The organism is Streptomyces sp. NPDC001508 (assembly GCF_040298665.1).
Classification (GTDB): domain Bacteria; phylum Actinomycetota; class Actinomycetes; order Streptomycetales; family Streptomycetaceae; genus Streptomyces.
In genome coordinates, this window is sequence record NZ_JBEPAP010000090.1 from 11,802 (window position 1) to 30,971 (window position 19,170).

Here is a 19,170-nt window from a genome sequence, read left to right on the forward strand (position 1 = left end):
AACACACCCACGCAACAGCCAACGAGCAGACCGCAGTCGCACACATATCTACAGAAAGAAGGCACAGCCCCCATGACTCCGAAGGAATCCGCACTCAGGGCCGATGCGACCGAGCCGGACCGGGCCGCCGAGTCAGCTGATCGGGTTGCCGCTTTGCACCGGCTTCTCCCGCCCGCACCACGCAGGGCGGTCCGAATCGGCCTGGTGGCGGGCGGCCTGGGCACCTACTGGCCGCAGTTCCCGGACCTGCTCCCGCAGCTGCGGGAGTCGGCCCGTTACGTCACCGAGCGGTTTGAGGCGCTGGACGCCGAAGTCACCGACGTCGGCTTCATTTCGGACGCCCGCGAGGCCGAGACCGCCGCCGAGCGGCTGCGCCAAGCAGACTGTGACCTGATCGTGGTGTTCCTCACCACCTACCTGACGTCGTCCATGGTCCTGCCGATCGCGCAACGCTCGGGGGCCCCGGTCCTGATGATCGATCTCCAGCCGACAGAGCGGATGGACCACGCGTCCTTCGATACGGGCATGTGGCTGGCCTACTGCGGACAGTGCCCCGTCCCCGAGGTGGGCAATGTCTTCCGCCGTGCGGGCATCCCGTTCCGTTCCGTGTCGGGCTGGCTGCGTGACCCCAACGCCTGGCGCCGTATCGAGCAGTGGGTCGCAGCGGCGAAGGTCCGAGCGGCGCTGCGGCACGCGCGCCACGGCCTGATGGGCCATCTGTATCCGGGAATGCTCGATGTCTCGACCGATATGACGCTGCTGTCCGCGCAGTTCGGCTCACATGTCGAAGTTCTTGAGTTCGACGATCTGCGGGTCCGGGTCGCCGATGTCACGGACGCGGAGGCCAAGGAGCGAATGAACCTGGCCCGGGAGATCTTCACTCTCGACGACTCCGTGGTAGCGGAGGACTTCGCCTGGGCGGCCAGGGTCTCCGTCGGACTCGACCGGCTGGCCGAGGACTTCGGGCTGACCACGCTTGCCTACTACCACCGTGGACTCGGCGGTGAGCAGCACGAACAACTCGGCGCCGGAATGATCCTGGGGGCATCGCTGCTGACCGCACGCGGGATTCCGGCCGCGGGTGAATTCGAGCTGCGCACGTCGGTCGCACAACTGGTGTCGGAGAGCCTGGGCGCGGGAGGCTCGTTCACCGAGATCCAGGCGCTCAACTTCACCGACGGCGTGGTCGAAATGGGACACGATGGCCCCGGGCATCTGGCAGTGAGCGCGCGGGATCCGCTGCTGCGGGGACTGGGTGTCTACCACGGCAAGCGCGGGTGGGGCGTCTCCGTGGAGTTTGACGTCAAACACGGCCCGGTCACCGCCTTCGGTATCGGTCAAGACCAGGACGGCACCTTGGTGTTCATCGCCTCGGAGGGGGAGACCGTCCCCGGACCTCTGCTGGAGATCGGCAACACCACCAGCCGGGTCGACTTCGGCACTGACCCCGGCGAATGGGTGGATGTCTGGAGCGAGACAGGCATCGGCCACCATTGGGCCCTGTCCACGGGCCACCGGGCTGCCGACTACAAGGCGGCCGCCCATTTGATGGGGGTGCCCTTCCGGCAGGTGTGACTCGGACAGCACACGAGCTGCGCCGTCGGCTGCCGGGCAGCGTGGTCCGCGACCCGGAGCCTATCGGCCTCGGCCTGCCCGGATGATGCCGCGTGAGCCGGACTTCGCCGCCTGGCGGCTCGGCGTGCACGAAGTGCTGGACACTGCGTCGCCGTGACGGAGGCGCGGCGCCCGCAACCCGGATCCGCGGTGCGGTCAGGCATGAACTGGACCGCTCTGTGCGGGTTGGCTTCTCGTACTTGGCCCGGCCGGGATACGTCGGCGAAAATGTGGTGCGTTGTATGCCCTTGCCGCTCCCTCGCCCGGCGCCGGCCGCGAGAATGCTGCGCCGGACTGAGCAGGTGCCGCCCTCTGCGGACACCGATGCGAATCGTCGACAACGGCCGCCTCATCACAGACCTTGCGCGGGGCACCGGGACACGGCTCGACCGCCAGGCCGTCCGGACGCGACTTTAGGAACCTGCGCTTTACTTGCCCACCGTCTGCGGCCGGATGCCCAGTTCAGCAGCCACCTGCTGGTTCGACGTCCCTCCGCACAGCCAGACATGTGCAGCGAACTTCAGGCGCAAGACATCAGGGCAACGTCAAGATCTCAGCGTCGCAGAACGCGGCGTTGCCCCTGCTCTGGGGGCATAGGTTGTACTTCCACGGGGGCAGAGCACCGAGACAGGAAAGGCCGAACGGCATGGCGTGGAGCACGCAGCGGCTCGCCGATCTAGCCGGTACCACCGTCAAAGCGGTGCGTCACTATCACCGGATCGGTCTGCTCGAAGAACCCGCGCGCGCCTCGAACGGCTACAAGCAGTACCAGCCGGCTCATCTCGTCCGTCTGCTTCAGATCAAGCGGATGAGCAGCCTTGGTGTTTCCCTCTCGCAGATCGGCGCGATGGAACGAGCGGACCAGAAATCCGACGAGGCCATCCGTGTCCTGGACGCCGAACTGGCGGACACCATCGAACGCCTGCAGCGGATACGCGCTGAGTTGGCCGTCATGCTCAAGCACCGGGCGCCGCTGGACACCCCGCCGCCGTTCGGTCCCGTCGCCGACAAGCTGGGCGAGCGGGACCATGCTCTGGTCACCGTCTACTCGCAGGTGTTCAACGACGACGCCCTCGACGACCTGCGCCAGCTCATTTCGGAACGCGATGACCACGACGACGAGTTCGAAGCCCTCCCCGAGGACGCGGACGACGCGACGATCGACGAACTGGCCGGGCATATGGCCGTGGCGATCCGCGCCCATCAGGACCGATTCCCGTGGATGAAGGACCCGGGAAGTGCCGCACCACGAGGCAAGCAGTTCGCCGAGGCCGTGATCGCCCCCGCCGTCGCCGATCTCTACAACCCGGCCCAGCTCAAAGCCATCGCCCGAGCCCACACACTCAGCCAAAAGCTCAGATCCACGGAAGGTACCGACGCCGACGACGGGCAGGCCGATTCGTGATGTCACACGCGGCTTCGAAGACGCTGCCGAGCAGCGCTGAGGCCGATGTGCCGACAGCACAGCCACACCGAATGTGATCTCTGGGGTCTTCCGACTTGACCTGGCCCCAAGGGCAGAGGTTGCCCTGGACCACGCCAGGAAGCACATCGAGACCACATTCGAAGGAATGGACATGCATCGAAGGCGTGCGGTAAGCCGGGGTCTGGCCCTGACAGTTGCGATCGGCCTCGCCGGGGCGATGGCGTCGGCGCCGCCCGCGGCCGCCGACCGAGACGACGTAGGTCAGGTGAAGTGGGGTGCCTGTCCGGACGACGTGGCCGAGGCGCCGGCCCTGAACATGCAGTGCGGGACCGTGACGGTGCCGCTGGACTACGACGACCCGAACGGGACTCAGATCGACCTCATGGTGTCGCGGCTGGCGAGTGAGAACCCGCAAAAGCGGCGTGGTGTGCTGCTGCTGAACCCGGGCGGTCCGGGCGGGTCCGCGCTGTCGATGCCGGCCGGTCTGACAGACCTGGGCATCCCGTCAAAGGTCCTCGACACCTATGACCTGATCGGCATGGACACCCGCGGATTCGGACATTCGGCGCCGATCGACTGCAAGTTCACCGTCGGCCAGGACTACATCGGCAATGTCCCGCCGTACGCCGTGGACGACGCAGCGGTGGTCAAGCAGGCCGAGATCGCCAAGGGTGTCGCCGAGCAGTGCGCGGCCAACGACACCGACGGCCGCATGGCCCACATCACGACCGCCAACACGGCGCGGGACCTGGACCGGATACGGGCCGCGCTCGGCGAGAAGAAGGCCGGCTACTTCGGCCTTTCGTACGGGTCGGCGCTGGGCGCCGCGTACGCCTCGATGTTCCCGGACACCACCGACCGGGTTCTCATCGACAGCAACCTCGGTGACACGGCCCTGGACCGCGCCGGTATCCGTCGGTACGCGCTGGGCATGGAGGAGACGTTTCCCGACTTTGCGAAGTGGACGGCGGCACGGAACTCCGCGTACGGGCTCGGACGGACGCCGGAGGAAGTACGTGAGACGTACTTCACGCTGGCCGAGCAGCTCGACGAGAAGCCGGTCTTCGGCATCGACGGCCGCCAGTTCCGGTTCAGCACCTTCGGTGGCCTCTACGCCAAGCGGAGGTACGGCCAGACGGCGCAGCTCTGGGAAGCGATCAAGGACGCCGACGAGACCGCGGTCAAGAGGCTGATGGCAGCAACCCCCGGCGGGCAGGCGGCAGCCGGCGAGGTGGCCTCGTACTCCAACTCGTGGTCGGTCTTTCTCGCGGTGACCTGCAACGACGTGGAGTGGCCCACCGATGTCCGCGCGTACCAGCACAGCGTCGCCGCGGACCGGGAGAAGTATCCGCTGTTCGGTGCGGCGGCGGCCAACATTCTGCCGTGTGCGTTCTGGCCGTCCGAGCCGTCCGAGCCTCAGGTCAAGATCAACGATGACGGGCCGACGAACATCCTGATCATGCAGAATCGGCACGATCCGGTCACACCGCTGCTCGGTGGACAGCTGTTCCGGAAGAAGTTCACCGATCGCTCGCGTCTGGTGACCGCAGCCGGCAGCGGTCACGGTGTCTACGTCTACGGCGGCAACGCGTGTGCGCTGAACGTCGGCACGGCCTGGCTCGCCGACGGAGTGATGCCGGAGAAGGACATCAAGTGCCGCACGTCGGACTGAACCTCGGCCGTCGATCGCGTCCCGCTTGAGCCTTACCGAGTACCGCTTCGCGTACTGGCTCCCCGCCTGGCTCTGCCTCTCCGGGCTCGCAGGTGGTCGGTCATGGCGCCGGCCGGGCGCTCCGCTCAGGTCCCGGCGAGGGCGGCTCGCAGTTCGTCGGTCACCGCGTCCAGGCAACTGCCGAAACTCGATTGCCCCTTGGCCTCGATCCAACGCCGGAAAGCGCTGTTGCAGGCCACCGTGGCAAGCTGTGCGACCAGTTCGGCCGTCCCCGTGTTCACCTGACGCTGCATCAGGGCATCGCGGATCGCCTCGGTGATCGCGGCCGTCTTGGTCCGTTCGCGCTCCTGCAGCTCCGGGCTGGCGTCGATCACCGCCCGGCGCTCTGGCGCGCCGTCCAACTGCTCGACGAGCTGGGCACCGACTCGCGCCAGCGCGTCGAGGGCGGCGGTGAGCGGAGCCGCATCCGGGTCTGCCGTCAGGACAGCCTCCGTCAGTGCCGGGGGCAGCCGCTCCGAGCCGGCGAACAGGACCTCGCGCTTGTCGGGGAAGTAGCGGAAGTAGGAGCGCCGGGTGAGTCCGGCCCGCTCGGCGATGTGGGTCACCGTCACATTGTCGTAGCCGCGCTCCAGGTACAGCTCCAGAGCCGCCTGCTTCAGGCGCTGCTCGGCACCCGGATCCCACCTCGCCATGGGGTGACTGTAACAGGTGATGTCCCACTGTGTCGTCAGTGCTAGCCTGCACTCACGACACAGTGTGTCATCACTGGGGACGCCCGTCCCCGGTGCGGCCCGGAACAGGCAGGGTGACGTTCGCATGACCGAGACCAGCGAGACCGGCGGAACCACAGGCCAGAGCAGGATGAGTGACGAGGTGTGGATAGTCGGGGCGACCGGCCGCGTGGGCCGGGGCGTGACCGCGCGACTGGCCGCGCGGGGGCTGACGGTCGTGCCGGTCGGGCGCAGCCGGGAGCGGATGGCCGCCGCCGGGGCCGAAGCCGGTCTGCCCCGGGACACGAAGATCGTCGTCGCCGACTCGGCCGAGCGGATCGCCGACGAGATCGTCCGGGAGCGCCCGCGGGTGGTGGTGAACACGATGGGCGCCTTCGCCGCCACGGCACCGGTGATCGCCCGTGCCTGCATGCCCGGCGGCCACTACGTCGACCAGGCCAACGACGTGGCCGCCGTGGAAGGGCTGCTCGCCCTGCACGACGAGGCGGTGCGGGCGGGCAGCACCCTGGTCACCGGCGCCGGATTCGGTGTGCTGGCGACGGAGGCGGTGGTGGCGAAACTGTGCGAAGGCCGGCCCGCGCCGCACCGGGTGCGGGTCGACTCGGTGGCCTCGGTGGCCGTCGAGGCGGGAGCGCTCGGCGCCGCCCTTGCGGCCAGCATCGTGGACGCGCTCATCGCCGGCGGGCGGCGGTACGAGAACGGACGGCCGGTGACCTCGCGCCTCGGCGCCGACCCGCAGCAACTCACCTTCCCGGACGGGGAGTCGGCGAAGTCGGCAGGTGTCGCGTCCGGCGAACTCATCGCGGCGCACGCGGTCAGCGGAGCACCGTTCGTCACCGCCACTTCCGCTCTCGCGCCGACCGCTCCGCCGATACGCGCCCTGCTCCCGCTGCTGGGCCGCCTGCTGTCCGTTCCGGCGCTGCGACGCCTCGCCGTCGACCGGCTCGGCCGGGTACGGGTCAAGGCCGCACCGCGTCCGCGTAAACACTCCTGGGGGCACGCCGTCGTCGAGTGGGCGGACGGCACCCGGCACGAAGGATGGCTCCGCGCCGACGAAGGTATGGACTACACGGCCGACGTCACCGCCACCGTCACCGAACTGCTGGCCCGCGGCGCCGGCAGGCCCGGGGCCTCGACGCCGGCCGCCGCCCTCGGGGCCGACCTGGCGACGACCGCGGGCGGCACCTTCGTACTGGACTGACGAACACCGATGCACCGATGCCCGCCGTCCCTCGGCCTCGGCGAGGGCGCGCGACAACCGCTCCGCCTGCAACCGTGCTGCTCAGCGCGGCCGACCAGCGTGCTCAGTCACACGGGAAGAGGCATCTCCCCAACGCTCCACTCGGAGGACCGGTCGTCCTCCCCTCAAGCCAACTCCGGGGGCGTTCACCCACTGCGGTGTGGTGCGCGACCTCCGCGACCGGGTGCGCACACAGGTCACGGCGGACTGAACCCCCTGGTCACATGCCGGCGAGGCGCTGGACCTTGGCGAGTTTGCAGGTGACATCTGAGGTGACCTGTGCCGTCCCGTCGGCCGTTTCCTTCGCCTGTTGGTTCGCCGCCAGACTGTTCGCGATGGCGGCACCCTCCGCCACCCTCGTCCCGCCGCCGTCGACGAAATCAAGCCGAATAGTGTAGGTCGCCGTGTCGCTGCCGTGATTGGTCACCGTGAGTTCGGCCTTGGGGATCTTCGTGGTGGCGTCGACCGCGCAGGAGTCGATCGTCACGTCAGCCGAGGCCGTCGCGTCCTCACCGACGGTGGCCGTCGGAGCGCCGGTGGCGGCAGTGACCGACGGGGGAATGGCGGTCGGGGTGCTGTTGTCGCCGCCGGTGAAGGCGGGACCGTCGCTGGACGAACACGCGGTGACAGCGGCCAGGGCGGCCACGGCAAGCGACGCCGCCGTGGCCATGGTCCTTGTTCGGATGTGCAACGGACCTTCTCTTCCTCTGGAGGGGCGACGAGCACAGACAGCGTATCAGCTCATATGAATGACAGAGGAAAGTCATGCACATGAGCTGATATCGGAGGGCTGGGTCGGGCGGTCAGCGGCTGGCGCGCTTCGCGGGGGACCTATCGAACCGAGACCTCGGGGCCGGGTTTCGCGCCGGTCAGCAGTGGCCCGAGGTCCCCGCTCGTCCAGGCGTCGAACAGCACTCGCGTCGAACCGGTGGGCCGCGCGGTCAGTCGTACGACATGGGAGGGACCGCCGATGACCTTGGCCCGTGGCTGGGTGAGGAGGTTCGACCAGGGTTCGGCGGACAGGGCGGAGGTCGTCGACTTGACCCGGCCCGGCCAGGCCGACGCGATCGCCTCTGCCGCGTCCTGGCTCGCCGTCGTCATACAGACGACCTCCGTGGCATCGGTCCCGGACAGCCCCACGACGCCGATGCCCAGCGGCGTGGCCGCGATCTTCAGGTCGCGGCCGATCTGTGCGGCCTCGACCTGGCCGAGGCAGTCCGCGATCCCGCCGACAGCCTCATTGTCGGCCAGTGGCTCGGTGCCGGCGAGCGCCTGGTCGATGTCCGCACCCGCTCCTCCGTAGACGATGCGTTGCGGTGAGACCCGTACGACGTTCAGCGCGGTGACGATGCCCAGCTGCGCGAGCGGGTCCTTCTCGTCGATCTTGTGGTGGTCGCGGATGATCCAGGTCGTTTCTCCGCCGGCGAGGTCATGCTTCGTGTACCCGAGCTTCCGGAGCTTCGAGCCGATCGCCGTCGTATTGAAAGATCCGTACAGGAAACCCACCGGGTCGGGCGGATGGCCGACCGAGAGGGCGGTCCGGGCCGCGAACGGATCGATACCGGTCAGCTCGGGCAGCAGCGCCGCGGCATCGGCCAGCTTCGGCTCGCCGTATCCGAGCAGCGGGTCCCGCTTCGAGCCGGACCCGCCCTCGCTCCGGGAGCGAACCCCGGCCACATCGCCGAACTCGATCCAGTCTCTCGTCAGATGGGTGTCCTGTACTCGGCTCAGCGCGGCGATCAGCGCGGTTCGCGGTCTCTTGCCGTCATCGTCGCCCTTCTCCGCGCCGCTCGTGCCGCAGCCGCTCGCGATGACGACCGACAGGACCGCGCATGCTCCGCTGCCCCAGCGCGCCGCGCGGCATCGTCCTGGCTTCAAGAATCCGCCCCCGACCTCGATGATCTGAACTCAGATTCACGAGATTACATCAACCATTCATATGAGCTGCGCCTGTCGGGCTCGTGAGGCGTCCGCGCTGATCCTGCCGGGCCTGGCCGCCATCGGGATCGGCGTCGGCACGAAGACGGCGGGGTCGATGAAGAAGCCGGTCAGGACCTGTCGGACGGGCGGTGGTGTCTACCGGAGCCGGAGTACGGCGGGGAGCACCAGGAGACGAGGACCGGCACGGTCCGCCTCGACAAGCCCACCGAGCCCCGGCCGGTCCCTCATGTGTTCTCGCCTCCGAAGTCGGAGAGCTACGACACCCCGTATCGAAGCGAACGATATTCTCGCCCAACTGGACAAACACGACGCCGAGTTCAAGCTCCCTCATCCCGACAACGGTTACTTCTACGCAGTGGCTGTGCGGATGCGCCTCTACCGTGACCCGGGGCGCTGGGCCCTGATCATCGGAACCGTCGGATACAACCCGCGCATGGGCAACCTCGTCAATGTTGTGGGCACATCGTTGTCAGGGGCCGAACGCCGGCCGTGGAGGCGGAGCCCGGCGAACCGCTCGAAGTCGTGTTCCGCAGGCTGGTGCCGGAGTACCGGGATCTGATCCTTGCTGACGAAGCCGAAGTGCGGTCAAGGATTCCCAGGGACCTGCCGAAGGTTCTACAACTGGAGGAATGGCGCCAGCCGGAGGATATCGAGACACCTCCCAGCACGAGTGAGACCTACCAGCAGATCGCGGAAGTCCTGGCATCTGGTGACGTCCGACGCTACCGACCGAGCCATTCACCCAATACTCACTGGTCCAACTGGCCGGACTCCGGCACTCTGTGACCGGTCGCCGCGGGTTCGGCCCGCAACGGCGGCACGGCGGGCGTCGAGTGAGCGTGATCGCGTCCGACGGGGGCGCGCGTGACGTCGGCCTGCATGACCCGTTGGGGCCGTGAAGGCCGACGTTGTGTTTGGGGAGTGGGCTCGGCATGGTCGCAGAGGAGGAAGTCCTCGGGTACCAGCCGGCCCCGCAGGGGGAAGCCGGCGTGGGCGCCGGGTCGGGTGGCGCTGGTATCGGTCATGCAGTTCGCCGAGGGCCTGTCGGACCGGCAGGCCGCGGAGGCGGTGCGTGGGCGGCTGGACTGGAAGTACCTGCTGGGGCTGGAGCTGGCCGATGCGGGTCTCGACCACACGGTGCTCACCGTGGCCATGCGCGCACGGCCTCCGCGATCGTGCTGTCCGCTGCGCGGCAGATCAACGGCCTGGTGCGGCTCGGTGAAACCCTGCGGGCCGCGTTGAACAGCATGGCCGCCGGCAGATCCACTCAAAGACTCACCTACCGCCCGCTCAAAGCTGTTCCGATTTCCTTAGACGCTGACGTCCGCTTGGTGTGACAGGATCCTCCGCATGGCTACTTTGTTTTCTCGCATCATCGCCGGCGAGTTGCCTGGACGCTTCGTCTGGCAGGATCCAGAAATCACCGCATTTCTCAGCATCGCGCCGTTACGGCCCGGCCACACTCTTGTTGTGCCCCGGCGCGAGGTCGACCGGTGGACAGATGCCGACGGGGCTCTCCTGGCGCGGTGCTTCGAGGTGGCCCAGGCCATTGGTCAAGGAGTGCAGCGGGCTTGGGATGCTCCGCGAGCCGGCCTCGTCATCGCGGGCTTCGAGGTACCGCATCTGCACATACATGTCGCTCCCGTCTGGGACATGTCCGACTTTGATTTCAGTAAGGTGAAGCCGGAGGAGGATCAGTCAGCTTTGGATGAAGCAGCGGCAAAGCTCCGCGCCGCCTTGCTTGAGCTTGGTTACGAGCAGGCCCGGGACACCGGTCCCAGACTGTGAACTTCACTCGAGGCACGGATGCCTCCAAGCTGTCAGCCATGCGCACAACGCCAACTATGAACAAACAAGTCATTGCGCACGCCACTGCCAGCCGCACCGGCACCGCCTCTACCGAATAGATCCAGCAAATACAGCAAGCGTTGAGAAGCAGCTTCTCGGCTGCCCACCGACCGCGGCGGCGTCGGCCGCCCGGCTTCAGCCCGCGCTCGCCGGACTCGGGCCAGTACGCCGGGCCACGGAGCCTTGCTGCCCGAACTGCCGCCAGCACTCACCCGAGTCGGGACGCAGAACGTACAGGACCTGTCCAATAATGCCCTTGTCCGGCAAGTCCGCACGAAAGAGGGTGAAAACCACCACGCACATCGGAGACAGAGGGGGCGGCCCCATGCTGGAGAAGGTGTTCGACAGTCAGGACCTGCCGGTGTCGAACCGGGTGGACGCCTGGTCGGACATCACGGCGAGCGCGCTCATACCCAATGATTTCAGGATCGACCGCGCTGCCGAGTTCCGGGCCTCGTTACGAGCCGCGGACCTGGGTGAGGCGCAGGTGACCGCCCTGACCTACGCGTCCATGCGGTCACGACGGACACCGCGGCTGATCCGTCAGTCCGATCCCGAAATGTACGCCGTGGGGCTCATCCTGCGTGGCGAGCAGGTCTTCATCAAGGACCGATGCGAAGCCCCTCTCGGAGTGGGCGATCTGGTGGTGTACTCCACCTCCCATCCTTACGAAGCCGTGATCGACACCAGGCAGGGCACAGCGGCATCCGTGGTCGTACAGATACCCCGAGTCGTGGTGCCGTTGTCTGCGAACCGTGTGGATCGGCTTCTGGCTTCCCGGATGCCAGGAGGAGAAGGGGTGGGACGTCTGCTCGCCGGTTTCCTCACCAACCTGGCCACCGACACCGGCCCCAGTCGGCCTGCCGACTCCCACCGGCTGGGCAGCGTCCTCATCGACCTGCTCACCGCATGGCTGGCCCATCACATCGACGCTGTGGACCGGCCCCCTGCCGAAACCCTCCAGCACACGCAGTTCCTGGAGATACAGGACTTCATCCGCCGGCATCTGGGCGACATCGATCTCTCCCCCACCACCGTGGCCGCCGCTCACCACATCTCGTTGCGGACCCTGCACCGCCTCTTCCACCATCACGCCCACGGTGCCACGGTCGCCTCGTACATCCGCTGTCAGCGCCTCAGCCGTGCCCGACGCGACCTCGCCGACCCCCTCCTGGCCACGCGCCCCGTCCACGCGATAGCCGCCCGCTGGGGTTTTCACCGTCCTGCCGACTTCACCCGAGCCTTCCGCACCGCCTACGGCATCACCCCCACGGAATACCGCAGTGCAAACCTCGCGCGCGCTTCTGGGCACCCACCGCCGAACATGAGGGCGCCGGGCCAATAGGCCCGACGCCTCTCGTGGTTCACTCAACCCGCGCCTCAGTAGGCGATCAAGCCGGTGCTCCGGGCAGTGCCCTGGAACTGGATGTAGAAACCGGATCCGTCCTTCACGTCCGTGGCGGCCAGCGCCCACTGGCCCGCCCTGGCCGTCTTCCAGCCGTTGCACGAGCCGGTGGCCTTGAAGCAGGCCCTGATCTTGCGGGTGGCGTCGACCTTCAGGTTGATGTCGAGGCACTTGTTGGTGGTGTAGGCATACGTGCCCGTGGCGGGCCAGTGAGCGTTACTGCTGCCGCTTCCCGGCGTGCCGGTGTACCGCGTGGCGGTGTCGAGGCAGGCCGCTTTGATCGCGTTCGTCTTCGGTTCCGCGGCACTGGCCGAGCCGACCGTCGCGGCGGCGGTCCCTCCCGCGAGCAGTACGGCGATCATCGTGAACGGAGCGATACCACTACGAATTCGCATGGGATGTTTCCCCTGTGTGTGAAGTGTCTCCTACAGAGGTGCCCGCCGCAGCGGGCCCGCCCGCGGTATGCGAGTCACGCATGACACGCAGGCAAGGCAATCGTCGGCGGAAACGGTCCGCGGCGCCTTAGCGCGGCGTGCCAGTAGCTTGGCAGTGCGCGCCGTCATCCCACGGCCGCCGCGCCGAGCAGAAACAGTTCAGCCACCCCTTTCGCCGTCTCACCGAGGGCTCCGGGCTCCCGCCCGGTCGCCTTTCACGCTCTTCGGCGCGAGGCAGCGGGACTCGCGCCGCCACGACCGGCTCCGATCCACGTTCGTCGGCACTCCGTCCGACGGGCGGGCCACATGTCGCTGTCGTCCCCAAGAGCGCACCCGCGAGCGAGGCGACGAAGGACCTGGTCCACGCCATCCGCGACCAGGCCAAGGACACCCGCGCCGTCATCGGCGCCGAAGCTCTGGTGACCGGCACCACCGCGATGAACATCGACATCGCCGCGAAGTTCACGGACGCCATCGTCCCCTATCTGGCGCTCGTCGTCGGCCTGGCCTTCCTCGTCCTGATCCTCGTCTTCCGGTCCCTCCTGGTCCCGCTCAAGGCGGCGCTCGGCTTCCTGCTGTCGGTGCCGGCCGCTTTCGGTGTCATGGTGGCCATCTTCCAGTGGGGCTGGTTCAAAGACCTGTTCGGTACGGAAACCACCGGCCCGCTCAACAGCCTCGTGCCGATCCTCACGGTCGGCATCGTCTTCGGGCTCGCCATGGACTACCAGGTCTTCCTCGCCACCCGGATCCGCGAGGCCCATGTCCACGGTGCCACCCCGAGCAACGCGATCATCGAGGGCTTCCGGCACAGCGGCAAGGTCGTCACCGCCGCCGCGCTCATCATGACGGGCGTCTTCGGCGGCTTCGTCGGCGGCGAAGACATCATGATCAAGTCACTCGGCCTGGGCCTGGCCGCCGCTGTCCTCTTCGACGCGTTCGTGGTCCGCATGTCCCTCGTCCCCGCCGTCCTGGCCCTGCTCGGCCACCGCTCCTGGTGGCTCCCCGGCTGGCTCGACCGCAGGCTGCCGCACGTGGACATCGAAGGCGAGAAGCTCGCCGGTACGGCCCCCGGGGCCCACGAACCCGCAACAGCGGAAGGGGACTTCACGCCCATCCGCTGACCGGCCCGCTGCACCCGCCCCCCAAGCGGGCGCAGCGCCGTACGAGGGACACACTCCGACCAGCCGCGCCCGCTCCGGGAGAGAAGTCATGCGCAAAGGCCCTGCCCTCCTCACCCTCGCGGTCGTCGTCGCCCTGTTTGCCCTGTCCCAGCACGCCGGACAGCAGCGGGCCGAGCTTCCCGACCTGCACGGAATGACGCTGCGCGAAGCCCAACTGGCGGCCCGGAACGCGGGGTTCGGTCAGCTGGCCGGGGCGGACGCACTCGACCACCACCGCATCCCCCTGTGGGGCGACAACTGGAAAGTCTGCTCCCAGCAGCCCGCACCCGCGCGTTACGTCGCCACCACCCTGATCACCGTAGGAGTGGTGAAAACGAGCGAGGCATGCCCGAGTCCGTAGCGTCCAGCGGGCGGCACCGGTGGGGCCGTTCCGCTGGTCGAGGGCGGCGAACTTCAGCTGACCGCGACCGGGCGGTAGCCGCGCCGACGGCCGAGGGCCGCGCCGGTGGTCTCGGCGCACTCCTCGATGAGGCCGGATTCGCGAAACCCATCATCTGCCCGTGTTCCTCGACGTGGCACACCAGGCGCCTTCGGTTCGGCTGGTGACAGGGCAACCATCGGGCCGGTTGGACAGTCGTAGGCAGTGACACACATCCGTCTGCCGCGCTCGCCGTCAAATGCCCTCGCTCGTAGGGTCGTTGACAGCGACGCCTGTCATCCCTGGGGGGATTCATGAGCCTCTTCGCCGCACCGACCGGGGCCAGACCAAACGGCGGGCGCGACATCGCTCCGCTCATCGCCACCGCACCTGCCCTACCGCGCAAGCCCGTCGGACGCGCGACATTCCGCGGTGTCGTGGTGGGGGCCGTCGTCGTTCTGCTGGCGGGGGCCGGCGCCTCGGCCGATGCCGCGCCCGGCGACCCTGTGGTCAGCGGTGCCACCGTCAACTCCGGACATGACGTCATCGTGGGCATCACACGCAACGTGGTGTTCCCGGTCACGGTCACCGGTTCGGACGACTCAGGACTGTCGTTCGCCGATGTGGATCTGAAGGGTCCGCACGGCGGTTTCTACACCACCGACGCGTTCTGCGAGACCGCGACGGCATGCACGACGGTGTTCACCGCCAACGCCCACCCGGCACCGGGCAGCGACGATCCGGTGGACCTGGCCAACGCCAACGCGGGAACATGGTCGGTGGACGCCTTGGTCGACGCCAACGACGGCGGTTCGGTCTTTGCCCCCGGCGTGGGGTCGTTCGGCCTCAAGCGTGCCGCGCGGCTCACGGTCAACGCCTCACCGGAACCGGTGGCCAAGGGCGCTCGTATCACCGTCACCGGCAAGCTCGTGCGGGCCAACTGGGACACCTACCGCTATGCGGGATACGCGGGCCGAGCCGTCAAACTGCAGTTCCGCCCCAAGGGCGGCAGCACCTACACCACGGTGGCCACGGTGAAGACCAGCAACACCGGCACCCTGCGCACCACGGTCAAGGCAGTCAAGGACGGCTACTGGCGTTGGAACTTCAGCGGCTCCACCACCACCGGCCCGGCCAAGGCCGCCGGCGACTACGTCGATGTACGCCCCTGATCCGGCAAGCACCGCCCCCTGAGCAACCGATGACGACCTGAGCGCGGCCCGGGTGCCTGGTGGCCTTCGGCGCGGGGCGGACCTCGGGGGCAGACATGCGGGCGTTCATGCTGGAGCGGGCCGCAGGTGTGCGCCGGCTGCTTCACCGGGGCGTTGACCTCTTCGAGGAGGATCAGCGGCCGCGGGCCGACGGCGACCGTCCGCCGGCTCCGGTCGAGACGCCGACCGGGCGTGGACGGTCGGCTTCGCCTACGCCGGCGGCCCGGAGCGCGTGGGGCGGAGTCAGCCGCCGGCGGGGCGTACCAGGCCGTGGTCGAAGGCGAAGACGACGGCGTGCACGCGGTCGCGCAGGGCGAGTTTGTCCAGGACGCGTGTGACGTGTGTCTTCACGGTGGCCTCGCCGATGTGGAGGCGCGCGGCGATCTCCGCGTTGGACAGGCCGCGGCCGAGCAGGAGCAGGACGTCGTGTTCGCGTTCGGTGAGCCGGGACAGGCGGCGGGTGATCTCCGGCTGGGGTGCGGCCGGGGTCGCGCGGGCGAACTCGGCGAGCAGGCGGCGGGTTATCGACGGGCCCAGAAGGGCCTCTCCGGCGGCGAGGGTGCGGATGCCGTCGATGAGGACTTCCGGCGGGCTGCGCTTGAGGAGGAAGCCGCTGGCGCCGGCGCGAACGGCATCGAAGACGTATTCGTCGACCTCGAAGGTGGTCAGGATCAGCACTGGTGCCACGCTGGCCGCGGAATACCTCGCCGCCCATCCCGCCCGGGTGGCCCGGATGGTGCTCACCTCGCCCGGGGTGCTGTGGGCTCCGGCGTGGAAGGGCCGGGCCGAGGGCGACATCTGGGACCGGCTCACCGCCGATCAGCAGCGCCGTATCGACGCCCTGGAGGCGAGGCCCAGGCTGCTGGCGTGGTCGCTGCTGATGGAGGCCGACCCGCGCGCCGCACACGCCCTGGTCTCCGACGCCGAGGTCGACGCCGTCTTCGCCCGCCTTCTCGCGATCGCGGCCCCGGCGGCCACCTGCCATCCCGGCCGACCGCTGCACGACCTCCCGGCGTCCGTGCCCGGCTTCTACGCCAACCAGCTCACCACGGCCGACCAGCTCACCGTGCCCGACCCGCGCCCCGCCCTGCGCCGCATCCGCGTGCCGGCGCTCATCCTGCGCGGCACGTGTGACTACAAGAACCCGGGCATCGCCCGCGAGTACGACGAAGTGCTCCCCGACTCCACGCTGGTGACCGTCGACGGCGCGGGCCATCTCATCGACGCCGAACAGCCGGAACGCTACCGTCGGTCCGTCCTCCGCTTCCTGGAACGGTGACGCCCCTCCCTTCCTTCCGCCGTCCCCTTCTCCTGACGCCGGGCAGCGAGGAACCGCGCTGCCCGCGCGGTCCCGTCCAACCCACCATGTCCTGGCTCGCCGACCGCAGCCACCGCCGCTACGAGCCTCTCGCCCGCGTGAGACGTCACCTTGACGGCTTCACGCCTCGTGTCAGCTCGGCCAGGGAGATCGGTGAACCGAGGATCCGCTCGGCCGCGCGATGCCCTGAGTTGAGCGCGCCGTGGACAGTGGCCGGGTCGCGTCCCCAGGTCGCTTCTCCCGCGAAGTGGAGAACGCCGTCGACGGGTCCTGCCATCGCATCGTGATCGTCGTGCGAGGAGCCGACGGCGACGTAGGAGTATGAGCCGAGGGCGAGAGGTTCGCTGCCCCAGCGTGTGATCCAGTGCGCCACCGGCTCGGGGACGGAGTCGCCGTACATGGTGCGGAGGGAGCTGAGCACCGACGAGACCACCTCGTCGTCGGTCTTCTGCTCGATCTCCCGTCCCCAGGCACCGCCGGCGAAGGTCAGCAGCATCGGCTTGCCGCTCACCACGGAGACGTCGTACCAGGAATGCCAGGGGACACTGGCCCGGCCGTGCTGCCGGATCGCGTAGACGTCGTTCTGCCAGAACTGTTCTGGAAACTGAAGGAAGACCTTGTTGAACACGCCCATTCCGAGTCGAGCGATCGGTCCCGCAACGGCGTCGGGCAGAGCGGGCGTGAAGTCGATCGCCCCTGATTTGAGCACGCCCAACGGCACCGTGACGATGACGTGGGTGGCCTCGAAAGACTCGTTCTCCGTGTCGACGCGCACTCCCGTGGCCGACCTGGTGATGGCGGTCACGGTCGTTTCCAAACGCACGTCGAGGCCTTCCGCGAGAGTCCGGGGAAGCACATCGTAGCCACCGGGGAAGATCACTTCGTCACCTTCGATGGTGTCCTCGTCGAGGGCGTGAGCGGCGACCTGTTCGATCTCTGCGCCGCATTGCTCCTCCGTGCGATGCCGATAGAACACACGGATCCGTTCGGCGCGTTCGGGTTCCCATCCGGTGGCGGCAAGGGCGCGCTCGGCCGCAGTGGCGTAACTCTCGTCGTGGCCGGACGCTGCGACGGTCAGCTGGAAAAGGTTGTCTGCCGTGTCGACGTCGCTGGTCCATTGTCGTGTCGCGTCATCGTCCAGCAGGCGCCCCGATTCGTCGTAGTCGGCGATCGGCCGCCCGCCGGCCTGGAAGCTCCCCACCGTGAACTCGCGCGTCTCCATGTCGAGCGCGGTGACAAGTTCCGTGAGGGGGTTGCCGGTGAGGCCATGGATCCATGAGGCACCACGGTCGACGCAGAACCCTGCCGTGCGGTCCGTCCACATCCGCCCACCGACGCGATCGCTCGCCTCGAGCACGACCACACGGTGTCCCGCGGCGTGAAGCAGTCGCGCCGCGGTGATGCCGGCGATTCCCGCGCCGACGACGATAGTGTCCATCATCTTCTCTCTTCTCCAGGGAACTCAAGGTCGATGTGCAGGTCGGCTGTCGAAGGCAGGCATGCCGTCCGCAGCGGGGCAGGGTTGGCGATCTTCAGCGCTGCTGTCCTGGTTGATGAAGTGGGGAAGCGTGAGAGGAACAGGCGGTGCGCGGTCGCCAGGGCGGCTAGTCGACCTCCCACATGAAGCGGTGTGTGTGGATCGCGAAGTACGGGAAGGTCTCCACGGACGCGACCCCTTCGGTTGCCCGGACGACGTCGTTGATGAAGTCCAGGAGATCGCGCGGCTGACTGCACACCACCTCGGCCAGCAGGTCGAAGCGTCCCGAGGTCAGGACGATGTAGACGACCTCGTCCCGCCGGGACAGCTCATCGGCCACCACCCGGGAATCGCCCCCGATCCGCAGCCCCAGCAGCGCCATGGTCCGCTTGCTCATGGCGATCGGGTCGGTCACCGCGACGACCTGGACCGCCTTGGTGTCGATCAGCCGCTGCAGTCGCAGTCTTGTGCCCGAGGGCGACAGGCCGACCTTCGGTGCCAGCTCGGCGTACGGGATACGCCCGTCGATCTGCAGCTCCCGCAGGATGGCCCGGTCGACGTCATCCATGAAGCACCTGTCTCCTCTGCGTGAACCGCAAGTCGTACGCTCGATTCAAGCACAATGACGGATGGGGACGCTTGAATCAACTGTCGTGACGATTGGATTACGCTCCATGCGGAGAACTTTGCTGTCAGAGCAAACCCTTGCAGTCCGGCCCGCGCCCTGTTGAGTTCCCGGCCGTGCCGGCCGCCGAGGCCGACGCCGAGCGGAAGGAGAGCACCCGGGCAGATCGGCACCGAGGTGGCCATCTGTACGTGGCGACCGCTCCGGCCGCGATGAAGCGCCTCCAGCAGTCGTACGCGGCGAGCCTCGCCCGTGGTCACCGCGCGCAGGACCTTGCACTGCTCGACGCCGAGGAAGTGGAACAGCGGATCGCCATCGCGCCGGTACCGGGCGTCCTGTTCGCCCGCACCACGGTCCGTACCGACCCGGCGAAGCTCGCCAGCTTGCGGGGTACTCTTCCCGCCCGGCGCCACCGGGCGGGAAGAAAGGCCTCAGCTGCCGCAGAGAACAGACGACAGGTGGTCAGACGAGTTCGGACACCGCGCGGTACGCGGCGTCGAAGGCGGCATGCGTGTAGCCGAACGCCTGCGCATCGGAGTTGGCGATGGCGATCCGGCCGACAGGCCTACGGGCTTTCGCATAGGGCCGCTCCGACTCAGCCTGGATCCACCGCGTGAAGGTCGGTCTGGGGACGGGGAAATGGGAAGAGGTGCCTGCTGACCTGGGATGATGGGAGTTCCTACGCCCTC

Annotated in this window: 17 protein-coding genes and 3 pseudogenes; 12 read left to right on the top strand and 8 right to left on the bottom strand. The window is 68.2% G+C overall.

All coding sequences use genetic code 11. The features are described from left to right. Positions 1-72: 72 nt before the first annotated feature. The 3 genes from ABT245_RS42380 to ABT245_RS42395 all read left to right on the top strand — a co-directional run bounded on the left by ABT245_RS42380 (position 73) and on the right by ABT245_RS42395 (position 4,712). On the top strand, positions 73-1,575 hold the full coding sequence (locus ABT245_RS42380) for an L-fucose/L-arabinose isomerase family protein (RefSeq protein ID WP_351745440.1): 1,503 nt from the start codon (positions 73-75) through the stop codon (positions 1,573-1,575). A 685-nt stretch (positions 1,576-2,260) separates the two neighbouring features. After that, positions 2,261-3,019, top strand: coding sequence for a helix-turn-helix domain-containing protein (locus ABT245_RS42390; RefSeq protein ID WP_351745443.1), 759 nt, complete (start codon positions 2,261-2,263; stop codon positions 3,017-3,019). Between the two features lie 172 nt (positions 3,020-3,191). After that, complete coding sequence (locus ABT245_RS42395) at positions 3,192-4,712, top strand: alpha/beta hydrolase (protein ID WP_351745447.1); 1,521 nt, start codon at positions 3,192-3,194, stop codon at positions 4,710-4,712. 125 nt (positions 4,713-4,837) lie between these two features. Here the strand turns inward: ABT245_RS42395 and ABT245_RS42400 are convergent, their stop codons facing one another. Continuing rightward, positions 4,838-5,404 carry a TetR/AcrR family transcriptional regulator gene (locus ABT245_RS42400; RefSeq protein ID WP_351745449.1) on the bottom strand — a complete coding sequence of 189 codons (567 nt, stop codon included), beginning with the start codon at positions 5,402-5,404 and terminating at the stop codon, positions 4,838-4,840. A 124-nt stretch (positions 5,405-5,528) separates the two neighbouring features. Here ABT245_RS42400 and ABT245_RS42405 point away from each other — a divergent pair, with 124 nt between their 5' ends. Beyond that, positions 5,529-6,644, top strand: coding sequence for a saccharopine dehydrogenase NADP-binding domain-containing protein (locus ABT245_RS42405; RefSeq protein ID WP_351745452.1), 1,116 nt, complete (start codon positions 5,529-5,531; stop codon positions 6,642-6,644). A 259-nt stretch (positions 6,645-6,903) separates the two neighbouring features. Here ABT245_RS42405 and ABT245_RS42410 read toward each other — a convergent pair whose 3' ends face one another. Both ABT245_RS42410 and ABT245_RS42415 read right to left on the bottom strand, forming a co-directional pair. After that, positions 6,904-7,353: a hypothetical protein gene (locus tag ABT245_RS42410; RefSeq protein WP_351745455.1), complete on the bottom strand. Its 450-nt coding sequence runs from the start codon at positions 7,351-7,353 to the stop codon at positions 6,904-6,906. Positions 7,354-7,514: 161 nt separating this feature from the next. After that, complete coding sequence (locus ABT245_RS42415; RefSeq protein WP_351745458.1) at positions 7,515-8,561, bottom strand: hypothetical protein; 1,047 nt, start codon at positions 8,559-8,561, stop codon at positions 7,515-7,517. A gap of 289 nt (positions 8,562-8,850) precedes the next feature. Here ABT245_RS42415 and ABT245_RS46365 point away from each other — a divergent pair. From ABT245_RS46365 to ABT245_RS42435, 4 genes and pseudogenes are all read left to right on the top strand, one after another. Continuing rightward, positions 8,851-9,410 (top strand): annotated as a pseudogene (locus ABT245_RS46365) (DUF7003 family protein). A gap of 183 nt (positions 9,411-9,593) precedes the next feature. Continuing rightward, positions 9,594-9,880, top strand: a pseudogene (locus ABT245_RS42425) (transposase); the annotation flags it as partial. Between the two features lie 94 nt (positions 9,881-9,974). After that, on the top strand, positions 9,975-10,412 hold the full coding sequence (locus ABT245_RS42430; protein WP_351745464.1) for an HIT family protein: 438 nt from the start codon (positions 9,975-9,977) through the stop codon (positions 10,410-10,412). A 385-nt stretch (positions 10,413-10,797) separates the two neighbouring features. Continuing rightward, complete coding sequence (locus ABT245_RS42435; RefSeq protein WP_351745467.1) at positions 10,798-11,817, top strand: AraC-like ligand-binding domain-containing protein; 1,020 nt, start codon at positions 10,798-10,800, stop codon at positions 11,815-11,817. 35 nt (positions 11,818-11,852) lie between these two features. On the opposite strand, the gene ABT245_RS42440 is transcribed toward ABT245_RS42435, so the two are convergent. After that, the gene (locus ABT245_RS42440; RefSeq protein WP_351745469.1) at positions 11,853-12,272 is read right to left on the bottom strand and encodes a hypothetical protein; all 420 of its coding nucleotides are present in this window, start codon (positions 12,270-12,272) and stop codon (positions 11,853-11,855) included. A gap of 347 nt (positions 12,273-12,619) precedes the next feature. Between ABT245_RS42440 and ABT245_RS42445 the strand changes: the two are divergent. From ABT245_RS42445 to ABT245_RS42455, 3 genes and pseudogenes are all read left to right on the top strand, one after another. Continuing rightward, positions 12,620-13,432: pseudogene (locus tag ABT245_RS42445) on the top strand (MMPL family transporter); the annotation flags it as partial. An 88-nt stretch (positions 13,433-13,520) separates the two neighbouring features. Further along, positions 13,521-13,832 carry a PASTA domain-containing protein gene (locus tag ABT245_RS42450; protein ID WP_351745472.1) on the top strand — a complete coding sequence of 104 codons (312 nt, stop codon included), beginning with the start codon at positions 13,521-13,523 and terminating at the stop codon, positions 13,830-13,832. A gap of 332 nt (positions 13,833-14,164) precedes the next feature. Then, the gene (locus tag ABT245_RS42455) at positions 14,165-15,022 is read left to right on the top strand and encodes a calcium-binding protein (RefSeq protein WP_351745474.1); all 858 of its coding nucleotides are present in this window, start codon (positions 14,165-14,167) and stop codon (positions 15,020-15,022) included. A gap of 282 nt (positions 15,023-15,304) precedes the next feature. Here the strand turns inward: ABT245_RS42455 and ABT245_RS42460 are convergent, their stop codons facing one another. Further along, on the bottom strand, positions 15,305-15,739 hold the full coding sequence (locus tag ABT245_RS42460) for a LuxR C-terminal-related transcriptional regulator (RefSeq protein ID WP_502982308.1): 435 nt from the start codon (positions 15,737-15,739) through the stop codon (positions 15,305-15,307). On the opposite strand from ABT245_RS42460, the gene ABT245_RS42465 reads away from it, so the two are divergent. Then, positions 15,723-16,340, top strand: a complete 618-nt coding sequence (locus ABT245_RS42465) for a hypothetical protein (protein WP_351745476.1) — start codon at positions 15,723-15,725, stop codon at positions 16,338-16,340. The genes ABT245_RS42460 and ABT245_RS42465 overlap by 17 nt on opposite strands. Positions 16,341-16,485: 145 nt before the next feature. Here ABT245_RS42465 and ABT245_RS42470 read toward each other — a convergent pair whose 3' ends face one another. The 3 genes from ABT245_RS42470 to ABT245_RS42480 all read right to left on the bottom strand — a co-directional run. Then, positions 16,486-17,820, bottom strand: coding sequence for a flavin monoamine oxidase family protein (locus ABT245_RS42470; protein WP_351745478.1), 1,335 nt, complete (start codon positions 17,818-17,820; stop codon positions 16,486-16,488). A gap of 163 nt (positions 17,821-17,983) precedes the next feature. Continuing rightward, on the bottom strand, positions 17,984-18,424 hold the full coding sequence (locus ABT245_RS42475) for an Lrp/AsnC family transcriptional regulator (RefSeq protein ID WP_351745481.1): 441 nt from the start codon (positions 18,422-18,424) through the stop codon (positions 17,984-17,986). A 519-nt stretch (positions 18,425-18,943) separates the two neighbouring features. After that, positions 18,944-19,170, bottom strand: a 227-nt coding sequence (locus ABT245_RS42480; protein WP_351745483.1) for a hypothetical protein, incomplete at its 5' end; no start/stop codon positions are given.